Here is a 12,792-nt window from a genome sequence, read left to right as displayed (position 1 = left end):
TATCCCTTGAGCGACAAATCATATACAGATACAATTTTTCAAATAAAAACCAGTACAGTTCAGGGACAAGAATGAGTATCTACCAACAGCTAGCGAATCAATTTATTGAAGAGATAGAAAACGGTAAAAGAGTCGAAGGGGGTAGAATGCCTTCGCTTAGACAGCTAGCCAAACAGCAATCCGTCAGCATGTCTACAGTGGTTAGCTGCTATCAAGAGCTCGAATCGCAGGGTTGGATTCACTCTAGGCCACAAGCGGGTTACTTTGTTTCACCTCGCAAGCCAGTGCACTCGACGCCAGATTGGGCTCAATTTGAAAGTAAGGTCTCTCACGTTATCAGAAGTTCACCAACCCACAGTGCGAAAAGTGGCCCATTGGGCGTGTCGAGCACCTCGGCGGATGAACAGTCTGTGATTGAGCTGGAACGCAGCTTTCGCCGCGCACTGAAACGGATGGGAGACAGGCTCAATCACTATCCCGATATTCAAGGCGAGCCTTTACTACGCAGTGCTTTATCTACCCACTTTGCCAAGCTCGACTTACACTTCAATCCTGATCAGATCGTCGTCACGGCAGGGTGTATGTGTTCAATCAAAGCAGCACTAGAATCCTGCACCAAACAAGGCGACACCATCGCGATAAGCTCTCCATGCTTTAATGGTATTTTAGAACTGCTAGGCAAGATGTCGCGCAAGATCATTGAGATCCCTTCTTTGAATGATGGTATCGACCTTGAACAACTTGAAGCGCATCTCAAGCACAGACGTGTCGATGCAGCGATATTTTGCACCTCGCATATGAATCCACAAGGCATCAATATGTCGGCTAACCAGAAACAAAAACTAGCCCAGCTCGCCAATGATTACCGTATCCCGGTGATCGAAGACGATGTCTATATGGAGCTCTCCTACTCTTCCCATACACCCTTAACGGCTAAATATTATGATAAGGAGGGTTATGTCTTATGGTGTGGCTCTGTCTCAAAAAGCCTTTCACCCAGTTACCGTTTGGGCTGGTGTCTTCCGGGAAGATACCTAGATACGTACAAGACCCAATTTGCATCGGCAAGTTATGGCGTTGCCCTGCCAACCCAACTCGCTGTAGCGGATTTTATCGAATCAGGTCAGTACGCCAAGCATGTAAAAAGAAGGCGCACCCAATTACTTAGCTTGCGGCAGCAATACCTTGAATACCTTACTCAGCATTTACCGCGTGACGTGAAAATCAGTCACCCACAAGGCGGCATGGTGCTATGGCTACAAATACCCAACTTGGACCAAGATGCACTCGCGCAAAGTGTCGAACAGCATCAACTCGATGTCCGGCTTGGTCACCTATTTACCACCCTCGACCTGTATAGTGAGTGCATTCGAATCAATATGGGCTATCCATTACAAGGGCAGGCGAAACAGGAGCTAGAGTTGCTCATCAGACTCATAAAGCAAGCGTGTTAACATACAAAGAAAAAGCCCGACAAACAGCTATTTGTCGGGCTTTTAGGACTGAACAATTCAGTTCAATTAGAAGATCGCGTGTGCCACTAGAACGATAATAGGTAGCGTCACTAATGTACGTAGTAGGAAAATGGCCACCAACTCTAGGAAGTTAATTGGCACCTTACTGCTTAAGATCACCGAACCTGTTTCTGACATGAAAATCAGCTGAGTAACAGACAGCGCTGCAACAACAAACTTGGTTAAGTCCGCATTCACAGATGACGCCGCGATGATTGAAGGAACGTACATATCAGTGAAGCCCACCAGCATAGTTTCTGCCGCCGCTGCTGCCTCTGGCACATTAAGCAGCTCTAGTAGAGGTACAAACGGAGCACCTAGCATTGAGAACAATGGCGTCGCTTCTGCAACCACTAGACCTAGTGTACCAATCGCCATAACAACAGGAAGAACACCAAACACCATATCTAGCGCGTTATGCACACCTTCTTTAGCCACTGAGCCTAAGCTTTTTACTTTGTCGGCACGTTTCAGTGCTAGCTCCATACCAAAGCCTAGCGTCGATTTACCAGCCGGAACCAGTTCATCATCTCGATTCGGCGCACTACCATCAATGTAGAGATCTTTCTTGTAAGATAGCGGTGGCAGGAATTGAATCACCATCGCCGCGGCAACGCCAGACAAACAGATCGCAAAGTAAAACGGTACAAAGTAGTTCGCTAATCCAACTTGAGTCAGTACCACAAGCGAGAATGAAATACCCACTGGCGAGAACATAGTTGCAACCACCGCTGCTTCACGCGCTGTGTATTTTTTATCTTCATACTGCTTACTGGTTAAGATAACACCGACCGTACCGTCACCTAACCATGAAGACATACAGTCAATCGCCGCTCTACCCGGTAGACGGAAAACAGGGCGCATAAACTTACTCAGTAACGTACCCAATAGCTCTAGCAGGCCAAAGTTAAGCAGTAGCGGAAGCAATAATCCCGCAAGGAAGAAAGTCACCAATAGCGATGGAAGCAAGTCATTTAAAACTAGCCCACCAGTGTTACCGTTCCAGATGATCTCTGGCCCGATTTGATGCAGCGCCAGTAGCGTAAATAACGCACCTAATGAACGAATCACGAGCCAAGTTGGCGTCAGAATGAAAAGTCTTGTAAGCAGATAAGATCGCGTAACAAAAGTTGGCTTTAAAAGACTTGCGGCAAGTGATGCAAAAGCTGAAAAACAGATCACGCCAGTGACCGTCGGTAAAATCGCATCCCCTAGCAGCGCTTTAACCCCTTTAGCCATTAAAGCTAGCGGGAAGGTAAAGTTACCGTCGTATGTTAGCGGTGCAAGGAAAAAGAATAATCCTAGCAATGATGGAATCGCAAACATCAGCAGATTCCGGTTAGTTTTGTGGTTCTCTTCAACGAGAAGTGTATCGCTCATCTGACTACTCCCTAGATGACTACAATTTCACTTAAAGTGAATAAATCTTCAATATGAGCGATTATATATCCTAAAAAATCCAACACAAGCTAAAATTGCAATTTTATTCACCATTAATAAATAAAAAATCAAACTTAACACCCATAACAATAACTAAACAACAAAACATAATACTAGAGAATACTTCACGACTTACTGAGAGTATCTGGTGTCCCTCCTCGCGAGTTTAGCTCTGTCACTAACTCAACAAAATTATCTAGCAGTGCATTGGGCGAGTGCGGTAACCACACCAAACCGATTGGCCACTGGGCATAGTCCCCCTTCAATGGAATAAAACGCACATATGGATTGCTTATCGCTTGAGCGCTTTGAGGAACGATAGTAAACCCCAGTCGAGCAGAGACTAATGCGAGTAGTGTTAAGATGTCGTCCGCTTCTTGGGCAATGGTTAACTCCAGTTGATTGGCTGCAAGATAGCACTCTATTTGTCGGCTGAGCCCTGGGCCTCGATTGGTCGCCAATTTTAAATAGTTATGCCGAACTAATGAATGCCAAAGCTCTTGCTCGTCAATGTCTTCATCTCGATGAATGGCGACCACCAATTGATCATCAAACAGAGGTAAGGTTTTGAACTGACTATCGCTCGGAATGCGATTGAAGCTTACATCTAGCTCACCACTTTGCAGTTGGTCTAGTTGGGTTTGGGAAGGAATGTCGTTCAGCACAATATTCACGTCGGGATAACGCTGTTTAAATGCAGCCACAAAACGAGGCGCCTCATGATAGGTCGAAACTCCAAAGCCGATTTTCAAACTTCCGTATAAGCCAGATGATACACGTTGCGACAGGGTGTCGAACTGCTCAAATTGACGCAGTAGGCGTTGAGCCTCGGGTAACAGCGACTGTCCTGCTGCGGTCAAACACGCCCCATGGCGACCACGCTCAAACAATGGAGCACCCACTTTGCTTTCTAAACGTTGAATTTTCTTGGTAATGGCAGGTTGCGTGAGAAACAGCCTCTCCGATGCCAAGCGATAGTTTTGGCTCTCAGCCAAAATGCAGAACGCTCTAAGTAACTCAATTTCCATTCCAAACCCTTATTGAACAGAGAATTTATTTCATTATATGGAATGAAATAATTTTCTTAAACTCACAACCAGTTTTTATCAAGTAAGGAATCTCCGTGGAAAAGTTACGTGTCGCATCCGTTCAATTTAATCATCACCCTGGGGACAAAACATACAACCTTGCTGTGATTGAGCACTATGTAAAAAGCGCTCAAGCACAAGGGGTTGAGCTTATCTGCTTCCCAGAAATGTGTATTTCAGGCTACTGGCATGTTTCTAAACTGAGCAAAGAGCAAATCGTTCAACTTGCTGAACCGATTCCGGCAGGCAGTTCTAGCCAGCAGATTTTGTCACTTTCCAAGCAAACGGGGATCAACATTGGCGTTGGGTTGATTGAAATTGATGAGCAAGGCTGCCTCTACAATACCTTTATCCTAGCGATGCCAAACGGCAACATCACCAAGCACCGAAAACTGCATACCTTTGTCAGCCCGCATATGAGTAGCGGCGACCAATACACTGTGGTCGAAACACCGCAAGGTTGGCGAGTGGGCATATTGATCTGTTGGGATAACAACTTAGTTGAGAACGTAAGGATGACAGCCCTCAAGGGGGCAGACGTACTGCTTGCCCCTCACCAGACAGGAGGTTGCCACTCACGTAGTCCGAACGCGATGGGAAGGATCGACCCGCAGCTTTGGCTTAACCGACATAAAGACCCAGAAGCTATTCGAGCTGAAATGCAGGGACGAAAAGGGCGCGCTTGGCTAATGCGTTGGCTGCCAGCCCGAGCGCACGACAATGGGCTGTTTCTGATATTTAGCAATGGTGTTGGCGTTGATATGGATGAAGTAAGAACAGGCAATGCGATGATCTTAAACCCTTACGGTGAAACCATGGTTGAAACTGACGCGATAGACAACGCGATGATCATTGCCGACCTTGATCCCAAAGAGCTTGATATGTGCACAGGCAGGCGTTGGATAAGGGGGCGCAGACCAGAACTCTATCGTGAACTTGCCCAGCGACAAGGCTATGAGCTTGACCCTTATCATGCCCGGTTTAACGATAAATAGTTCACCACTATCTGACCTTAGAGGTAGCCTCTAAGGTCACTTAACGATGGGGATCTGAAAAGAGAAAGTGACACCGCCCACTTCTGTCAGCTCTATATAACGTATCATTTCGACAAAAAAGCCGTCTTCATCAATCTCAAGATTCTTTTTCAGAGCAATATCGAACAAAGCTTCAAGCGCGGCACTGTAACCAGCGTCAGAGACGAGGTAAACATCACTGCATAAGTAGTAACCTTCAGGCAGAATAAAATCATACTTTTGTTCTTCAACTTGCCAGTCGCCAATATAGGTATCGATTTGATCCCAGCTTTGCTCTAGTTGATTAACCGGGGTGGCCCCCATCAAACGAACCGATTTCTCACCATAGATTTCCATCACGCTGTCCCAGTCTGGGTCAACCATAGACAGCTTTTTCATCCCCCGTTTCGGATACCATATAAGCTCTGTCGGCATAGACTGAGCCAATTCGTTTTCTAGAGGGATATCTTTCCCCGGATGGCCGAGTTGACGAATAAATGCAGCAGATTCTCGCGGCGTTAATTCGCAACCCATTTTTCGTACTTGTTTAGCCGTCACACCGAGCTCTCGCTTAAGCGCTTTACCCAAAGCTTGAGAAGAAGAAAACCCACAATATTGAGCAATTTCTGTCACGCTCCAAGGATCATTGTTCATCAGTAAGCTAACCGACACCTGCAACCTTAAGCGACTTAAATATTGCCCGGGCGTCTCGTTAAACAGCTCGGTAAATTGGCGGTGAAAGTGATAGGGAGAAATCGCACTGGCCGTCGCGATTTGCTCCCAAGTTCTGTGCTCATCAAGCTCTTTATGCATTAAATACAAGGCGTGTGAAAATCGCTTACGCAGATGCTCAGGCAGCGGCTCTAGCAAGGCTATCTCGGGAACCAGCAAGAAGGGCTGCTTTTCATTTTCTGCCATTGCACTCGGTCCTTTTAGATCAATAAATTCACTATCGCCCGCTTGATCGATTAAATCAAATACCCTGCTCATTACACTGCGTCCATCACCAGTTGTTCTTCCATCGGTTTTGCCTGCTTACGACTGGTCAGTCCGAGTAAAATCGGAATCAATAATAAAGTAACCGCTGTCGCAAATAACTCGCCAAACACCAATGATACTGCGGCAGGTTTAAGGTATTGGGCTTGCTCGGCTGTCTCACTCAACAATGGCAGCAAGCCACAAACCGTGGTAATCGTGGTCAAGAAAATAGCTCTCAGGCGACTCGTACCTGCTGTCACCAATGCTTGCTTAAGAGGCATGCCATTACGGTATTCATGATTGAAACGAGTAATCAAAACCAATGAATCGTTAATCACGATCCCTGTCATCGCCATCATGCCGAACATAGATAACAGACTGATGGGTAAATCCATAATGTAGTGGCCAAATATCGCCCCGGCAAAACCAAAAGGAATCACTGCCATAATGATAAACGGTTGCCAATAAGACTTAAGAGGAACCGCTAACAAAATGTAAATCAATAAGATGGTCAGAATCATTGCCGATTTAAATCCATCGGAGACTTCACTGATCTCCTCAAACTCTCCCCCCGCTTTTATTTTCACGCCGGGGTATTGAAGTTCAAGTTGTTCAATCCGCTGTGTCAGTTGAGTCATAGTCTGCTCGGGAGCTTGTATATCTCGATTTTGCTTCCAGTAGAGATTCACCACCTGCTCTCGATTTCTACGATACAAGATTTGAGGTTGCTGCTCATGCTGAAACTCAGCGATATCGCCTAACAGAACGGTTTTTCCGCCTGCTAACATTACCTGTGATTGCTCTAACTGCGCCAAGGTCTTACGCGCATCCCTTGGGTATTTAAGCAATACTTTCGTTTCTTGGCCTTGTTCTAAAAGACGGTGAATTTCACGCTCGCCATATGCTTCACCCGCCAGTTTGGCCAACTTGTCCTGCGTTAGGCCAAGCTGGTGACCAAACTCATTAAGCACCAAGCGAACCTGTGGCTGACCCCCTTTACCATCATCGAAGACATCGGCAACACCCGGCAGCACTGACAAAGCATCGCCCAGTTCAATCGCCACGCGTTTTGCTAACTCTCTATCGCGGGATGATATAGAAATAAACGTGCCACCAGCGGGCGCTTCTGCAGCACTAAACTCAACAGAGTAAGCCCCTTCAATTGCGCCGACTTGTTGTCGCCAACTGTCAGTCAATAGGTTGCCAGGGAGTATGCTAAGAGACTCGCTCGTTAACTCTGCCGTTACCTCAATCTCGCCATATCCATCAGACCATGCTAATAGGTTAACGAGCGGTGGTTTGCTAAGTGGATAGTCGGCTTGAAGCTGTTGCTCGACAGAGAGCATCGACTGCTCAATCTTATCCAATGCTTGCTTTTGCAAAGGTAGCGGAGCGCCATCTTCCAGCGCCACTTTCGCGGTAATGTAACGTCCCGGGATTTCAGGAAAAATTGCACTGCGAATCGTTCCAGTCGACCACATTCCGTAAGCCAACACAATCATGGCGATAAAGCCCATCAAACTAGCAAGTTTGTATTCCAGTACTGCCTCTAGCGCAGGTTTATAAATACGTTGATTAAACCAAGTCAGCCCGTCTTGTGCAGTGGATTGAATCTTAGCGATTATCCCCTTTCCTTGCTTATGCGTAGAGAGCTGCGCCAAATGCGATGGCAGAATAAACTTACTTTCAATCAAAGAGAAAATCAGAGCGAAAATCACCACTGCGGAAAAACCAGCCAGTATCTTGGCAAAGTCATTATTGATCCACAGCATAGGAGAAAACGCCGCTATAGTGGTCAAGACGCCAAAGACAGTCGCCACAGACACAGAGTGGACGCCGTGCCACGCCGCTTCTTTACCACTCTTGTATTGAGAGCGCTTTTCGTGAATGGCTTCACCGACAACAACGGCATCATCGACCAAAATGCCCAGCACTAAGATAAAGCCAAATAGCGTAATGTCGTTGATGCTGTAATTGGCAATTTGCATTGCGCCTAACGTACCTGCTAGCGCAACTGGAATCCCTACCGCGACCCAAAAAGCCAGTTTAAGCTCTAAAAAGATTCCCAGTAAAACAACGACAATCAATAGGCCTTGCCATGCATTATCCCCGAGTCGAAATAGCTGCTCCTCAATGTAAGGCGCCATATCAGCCATCACATTGAGCTCGATATCGTTAGGTAGAATTCGCTGTTGCTCAGCTAGCGTCTCTTCAATCGCTGAGCTCACTTTAAGTAGATTATCGGTTTGGCTAGTGCTGACCAACAAAGCAATGGCATTAGAACCATTGTTTCTTACGATTGCGCCGCTTGTCTCGTAATCTCGAGTAAGTGTGGCTATATCACCTAAATAAACCGTACCTGATGGCCTAGACACCACCACCAGTTGCTTAAGTTTCTGTAAGTCATCGGCGTAACCGTCACCACGAATCACCATTCTTCCTTTATCACTGACTAACTCGCCAGTTCGTGACTCCAGTGACATTTGGTTAATCGTGTTAGCAAGATCGTCTAAGGTCATGCCGAGCTTTTTTAACTCATCAGGACGAGGCTCAATAATCAGCTGAGGAGCACGTGAGCCCCAGTTACTAACTTTTGAGATCCGTGGATTGCTCTTTAATGCTTGCTCGACTTGACGCGCAATTGGCTGAAGCTGCTCATCACTGCGGTCACCCGACACCACGACGAAAGCCGCTAAATTGGTAAACTCATTGCGCACCACTTGTGGTCTTTCTGCTTGAGCAGGGAAGCCATTGATGGCATTGACGCGATTGCGTACGTCATCCAAGAGTTTGTTCAAATCCGTGCTACTGGTTTTGCGCACCACAACACTCGACTGACCCGCTCTAGATTGACTGGTGATCTGCTTGATTCCCGCAATACCGCTGATGGACTCTTCGATACGCTGGGTGATGCTTTCGTCTATTTGCTTAGCGCTTCCTCCGGGGTAAGCCACTGTAATAGATATAGAAGATGGAGCAATCTGCGGAAATGACTCAACGCGTAACTGTCCAAATGCCATCACGCCACTTGCGATGATGGCAAGCATCAGCAAGTTAGCGCCGACAGAGTTGTTAATAAACCACTTGGTTAACCAGTTCATTATTCACTCCCCAATTTGGCCGTCATTTCAGTCATGCTGTGAGGTGCCATTTGCTTACCAACCAACATCGAAATCAAAGGATAAACCACCACTCGACGAGACTGTTCACTTTGCTTGTCAAAACGAACGAACACTTGATCTTGCTGTTGACCAACCAGCGTTACCCACTCTTTCTGTAATCTATCTTGGTTATCTAAAGTCCAAACAAAGCCATCACGTGTTAAGGCGCTAATCGGCAAGGTCACAATGTTCTGCTGATTACCTAAACTCACCTCAACTTTAACTTGCTGATTGGGAAGCAATTTTTCCTTTTCTGCATAAGGCTCGCTGACTGCTAACACAACCTGACGTTGACGAGTGTTGGCATCGGCCTGAGGGGCAACATAGCGAACCTTAGCAGGCCAATGCTGCCCTGCTCTGTTTGATACCGATATTTCTGGTTTGCTCAGCGCACCTTGTACTTTCTGCCAGTGGAGATCTGAGACGGGCAGCGCCACATCAACTGAATCGCTCGCCGCTAACTCAAACAACACTTGTCCTGACTCCAACCACTCGCCCGGGCTAATCATGCGTCGTAATATAATCGCATCAAATGGCGCTACTATATTGGCTTCACTCAGCAGTTTGTTGGCGCTCTGCAGCGCTTGCTGTGCTCTGTCTAACTCCGCTTTCGCTGCCGCCACTTGCGGCTCTCTGCGCGCAAAAGGTGAGCTGGTTTTAGCTGATAACATTTTCAAAGCCACTGTCTGTTCGTGTTTCGCCTGCTTGAGATTAAGCTCAGCTTGCGTTACTTGGCTTTTCGCTTGCGCCAAATTTGACGCTAACGCACTGGTCTCTAGCTTGGCGAGAATATCCCCTTTCGCCACCGTCATCCCCGGCTCTAATTGAGAATCTAACCAAGCTAGCTGAGCAGTGCTCGATGCTTTAAGTTGAATCGGCCACCTTGCTGCTGTGGTGGCAAGTAAAGTCAAAGACGATTTATGCGCTTGCGGCGTCACCTCAACAATTGAAACAGGTGCTTTCAGCTCCGCCTTCTCTTTAATCGGAGTAGGCTGTGGCTCTAAGTAGTCAACCATAACCAAGGCAGCGAAAATTGCGCTTACGCCTAACGCGACAGCTAAGATAGATTTAACCTTCATAAGAAATCTCCTGTTGGTTAGGGGTTTCGGCCTCAGCCTTTGATGAAACATTGAGACGTTGAGTGATTTCAGCCAAACGCGACAATGTCTGTAGTGTCACTGGTAACACAACGGCGACTTCAACGAACTCAAGGGAATAAGTCACGATCGAAAAGATCTGCCCCACACTAGGTTCGACCAAGGCACTCACCATCCACAGGTTGGCTAAAACTGCGCTCAGTAAGACGATAAAAATCAATCCATAAGCGATGGCTTCGGTATCTGACAGTTTAATTTCGCAGTTTTTAAGCCGTTTAAAATGCCCGCGAATGTTGGCAAACTTACCGCTATTAAGCGCCGTGACTTGCTGTTCTAGCTGATCGTTTAGCGCACCATTTAAACGAGTAAAAGTGCCGTGAAACAGGGCGTAGATAATCAAGATGCCGATACCCGACGCCAAGACACTCAGAGCAAGATAGAAGTGGAAAGCAGCAAGGATAACAACGGTAGCAACAAGCTGTACCACTGCCGTCATTAACGCCGGCAAATCATCTTCTAAGAAGTCCACCAGCTCACGAGACATGGTTAAGCGTGCACTACGTACTGATACTGGTGCGTGTTTTAAGTTTCGCTCAACCAACCTGGCTAACTTAAAACGAATCTGACCATAAACGCGAGTATCATAAAAACGGCGCAATACACTGACGACCACAACGGCTAGCAGCAGCAGGGCGAAGTGAATCAAGGGTTGCATGTCATGATTTAATACACCATCAATCGTGTAGCCTATCGCGAGTGGCAGTAATATCAGCATCACGTTTTCCACCAGCACCATGAACCAAGTAAGCGCTACTTTGAAGGGCTCTAAGCCAATGGTGGATCTAAGTGTTACTTGGAAACAGTCAGACATCATTGTTCCTGTGAATGAATTTGGCGTTAGTATTGCCAATTCATCTCAAGAAAAAGTGTCCCAGATTGCTGTTTTGATCATTTGAGTATCGATAACCTTTTGTTAACGCCTACCCACTTACACTCCTACCATAATCAATAAATCACACTTAGGTATGTGTTTAACCTAGGTATGGAGTCAGCATGAAATTATTCGCATCCATCGCCACCACCGCCTTAATTACTGGCTCAATCTGGGGGCTTGTCTTAGCTCAGCCTGCCGTTGCCGAGGATGCCAGTAGCGCAACACCGTCAGCAGGACCCGTTGTCGATAAAAAGCCCAACAACTACTTGCGCGGCGTCACTCAGACCATCGCATTACAAGGCGTGCCAAACTTATGGGATAAGTTCTACGCCAGAATCGATGAGGCTAACCCTCTACCTCAGAAGGTCGATCACATCGTCGTGTTGTATCAAGCATTTAATGCAGATTTCTCTGAAGCAGAGGTGACGATTGGTTACCCGACCACAGCGGGCGCAATCGCAAGTGACCTGACCAAATTACCAGACATAGCCGATGCAAAACTTCTGCTCAAGGAAGGAAAGCACAATGAGGCTGAGCTGACAGAGGCATGGCAGAAAATAGACTTTGCTAAAAAGCCTTATGCGGTGGTGGAAACTCACTACCTCAACCAACATGGCTTACCTGAAGCGAGCCAAATGTCCGTCTACTATAAGCAATAGGGTAAAGGAGATAACTATGTTTGAGTCTATGTCTCAAGTGTTCTCGGAAAGCACCATCATATTTACCGAAAGCTGGGTGGATGATAATTTCCTGCTTATTGCGGTCGCAGTCTTCTTAATCGAACTTATCCGCTATGCGTTTAAAAAGAAGCTTAGCTGGAACATGATAGGAGATAGTGCGACTAACTTTGTCACGCTATTTTTCCTACTGATTACACTGTTTGTTGTCGGTCTAGCTTATGTGGGCGCGTTTGTTTTTGCCTACGAAAACTTTAGCCTTACTCAGCTGCCGATCACAGGGTGGACAATTCTTGGCTGTTTGATTCTTGCCGATTTAGCTTACTACTGGGAGCACCGATTTTTACACAGCAATGGAATCGCTTGGGGGACGCACTCCGTTCACCATAGCTCGCCCTACTTTAATATATCGGTGGCGTATAGATTTGGGCCTTTGGACTGGTTTTTCCCGTTCTTTTTCCACTTACCCTTGATTTTACTCGGCTTCAATCCGTTCGTTGTCTTGATGTGTGAAACCTTCGTTCAGTTGTTTCAAACCCTTCTGCATACTGAAACGGTGCGAAAATTTCCACGCCCGATTGAAGCGATATTCAACACGCCGTCGCATCACAGGGTTCACCATGCAACCAATAAACAGTACCTCGATAAAAACTATGCCGGAATACTGATTATTTGGGATCGCATGTTTGGTACCTTTGCCCGAGAAGAGGAAGAAGTAAAATATGGCGTTTACCCACGGATTAACTCCGTCAATCCATTTAAAGTATACTTCAATGGATATATGAAGCTTTTCAGCCAGATATGGCATGCACCAGAGTGGAGTGTCAAGTTCAAACTACTGGTTAAACCGCCTATCTGGGCTTGGCAGCAAGAACAAAAAAGGAAGTAAA

General features: G+C 46.5%; 10 protein-coding genes. 4 read left to right on the top strand and 6 right to left on the bottom strand.

Going from position 1 to position 12,792, the window contains the following annotated elements; all coding sequences use genetic code 11:
• The first annotated feature begins 71 nt into the window (after positions 1–71).
• Positions 72–1,454, top strand: coding sequence for an aminotransferase-like domain-containing protein (locus AC6R16_RS16145; RefSeq protein WP_500675039.1), 1,383 nt, complete (start codon positions 72–74; stop codon positions 1,452–1,454).
• Positions 1,455–1,520: 66 nt separating this feature from the next.
• Here AC6R16_RS16145 and AC6R16_RS16140 read toward each other — a convergent pair whose 3' ends face one another.
• Positions 1,521–2,894, bottom strand: coding sequence for a YjiH family protein (locus AC6R16_RS16140; RefSeq protein ID WP_500675038.1), 1,374 nt, complete (start codon positions 2,892–2,894; stop codon positions 1,521–1,523).
• Between the two features lie 185 nt (positions 2,895–3,079).
• Positions 3,080–3,982, bottom strand: a complete 903-nt coding sequence (locus AC6R16_RS16135; protein WP_500675037.1) for a LysR family transcriptional regulator — start codon at positions 3,980–3,982, stop codon at positions 3,080–3,082.
• A gap of 95 nt (positions 3,983–4,077) precedes the next feature.
• Between AC6R16_RS16135 and AC6R16_RS16130 the strand changes: the two genes are divergently transcribed.
• The gene (locus tag AC6R16_RS16130) at positions 4,078–5,037 is read left to right on the top strand and encodes a nitrilase family protein (protein ID WP_500675036.1); all 960 of its coding nucleotides are present in this window, start codon (positions 4,078–4,080) and stop codon (positions 5,035–5,037) included.
• A 36-nt stretch (positions 5,038–5,073) separates the two neighbouring features.
• On the opposite strand, the gene AC6R16_RS16125 is transcribed toward AC6R16_RS16130, so the two are convergent.
• From AC6R16_RS16125 to AC6R16_RS16110, 4 genes are read right to left on the bottom strand one after another with little or no spacing between them, the layout of a single operon-like run.
• A complete protein-coding gene (locus AC6R16_RS16125) occupies positions 5,074–6,045 on the bottom strand; it encodes a helix-turn-helix domain-containing protein (RefSeq protein ID WP_500675035.1) in 972 nt (323 codons plus the stop codon).
• The gene (locus AC6R16_RS16120; protein WP_500675034.1) at positions 6,045–9,134 is read right to left on the bottom strand and encodes an efflux RND transporter permease subunit; all 3,090 of its coding nucleotides are present in this window, start codon (positions 9,132–9,134) and stop codon (positions 6,045–6,047) included. Before AC6R16_RS16120 ends, AC6R16_RS16125 begins: the two co-directional genes overlap by 1 nt.
• Positions 9,134–10,273 carry an efflux RND transporter periplasmic adaptor subunit gene (locus AC6R16_RS16115; protein WP_500675033.1) on the bottom strand — a complete coding sequence of 380 codons (1,140 nt, stop codon included), beginning with the start codon at positions 10,271–10,273 and terminating at the stop codon, positions 9,134–9,136. Before AC6R16_RS16115 ends, AC6R16_RS16120 begins: the two co-directional genes overlap by 1 nt.
• On the bottom strand, positions 10,263–11,162 hold the full coding sequence (locus tag AC6R16_RS16110; RefSeq protein ID WP_500675032.1) for an ABC transporter six-transmembrane domain-containing protein: 900 nt from the start codon (positions 11,160–11,162) through the stop codon (positions 10,263–10,265). Before AC6R16_RS16110 ends, AC6R16_RS16115 begins: the two co-directional genes overlap by 11 nt.
• Before the next feature lie 182 nt (positions 11,163–11,344).
• On the opposite strand from AC6R16_RS16110, the gene AC6R16_RS16105 reads away from it, so the two are divergent.
• Both AC6R16_RS16105 and AC6R16_RS16100 read left to right on the top strand, forming a co-directional pair.
• Positions 11,345–11,884 carry a hypothetical protein gene (locus AC6R16_RS16105; protein ID WP_500675031.1) on the top strand — a complete coding sequence of 180 codons (540 nt, stop codon included), beginning with the start codon at positions 11,345–11,347 and terminating at the stop codon, positions 11,882–11,884.
• Between the two features lie 16 nt (positions 11,885–11,900).
• A complete protein-coding gene (locus AC6R16_RS16100; RefSeq protein ID WP_500675030.1) occupies positions 11,901–12,791 on the top strand; it encodes a sterol desaturase family protein in 891 nt (296 codons plus the stop codon).
• The last annotated feature ends 1 nt before the right edge of the window (position 12,792 follow it).

It is taken from the genome of Vibrio sp. R10-SG3-ISO10 (genome assembly GCF_059834185.1).
The sequence above is the reverse complement of the archived record's forward strand: the minus strand, read 5'-3'. Positions and strand labels throughout refer to the sequence as shown.

Excerpts from the sequence above, each read along its gene's own strand:
- AC6R16_RS16145 (WP_500675039.1), top strand. The coding sequence starts at position 72 with ATGAGTATCTACCAACAGCTAGCGAATCAATTTATTGAAGAGATAGAA.
- AC6R16_RS16140 (WP_500675038.1), bottom strand. The coding sequence starts at position 2,894 with ATGAGCGATACACTTCTCGTTGAAGAGAACCACAAAACTAACCGGAAT.
- AC6R16_RS16135 (WP_500675037.1), bottom strand. The coding sequence starts at position 3,982 with ATGGAAATTGAGTTACTTAGAGCGTTCTGCATTTTGGCTGAGAGCCAA.
- AC6R16_RS16125 (WP_500675035.1), bottom strand. The coding sequence starts at position 6,045 with ATGAGCAGGGTATTTGATTTAATCGATCAAGCGGGCGATAGTGAATTT.
- AC6R16_RS16120 (WP_500675034.1), bottom strand. The coding sequence starts at position 9,134 with ATGAACTGGTTAACCAAGTGGTTTATTAACAACTCTGTCGGCGCTAAC.
- AC6R16_RS16115 (WP_500675033.1), bottom strand. The coding sequence starts at position 10,273 with ATGAAGGTTAAATCTATCTTAGCTGTCGCGTTAGGCGTAAGCGCAATT.
- AC6R16_RS16110 (WP_500675032.1), bottom strand. The coding sequence starts at position 11,162 with ATGTCTGACTGTTTCCAAGTAACACTTAGATCCACCATTGGCTTAGAG.
- AC6R16_RS16105 (WP_500675031.1), top strand. The coding sequence starts at position 11,345 with ATGAAATTATTCGCATCCATCGCCACCACCGCCTTAATTACTGGCTCA.
- AC6R16_RS16100 (WP_500675030.1), top strand. The coding sequence starts at position 11,901 with ATGTTTGAGTCTATGTCTCAAGTGTTCTCGGAAAGCACCATCATATTT.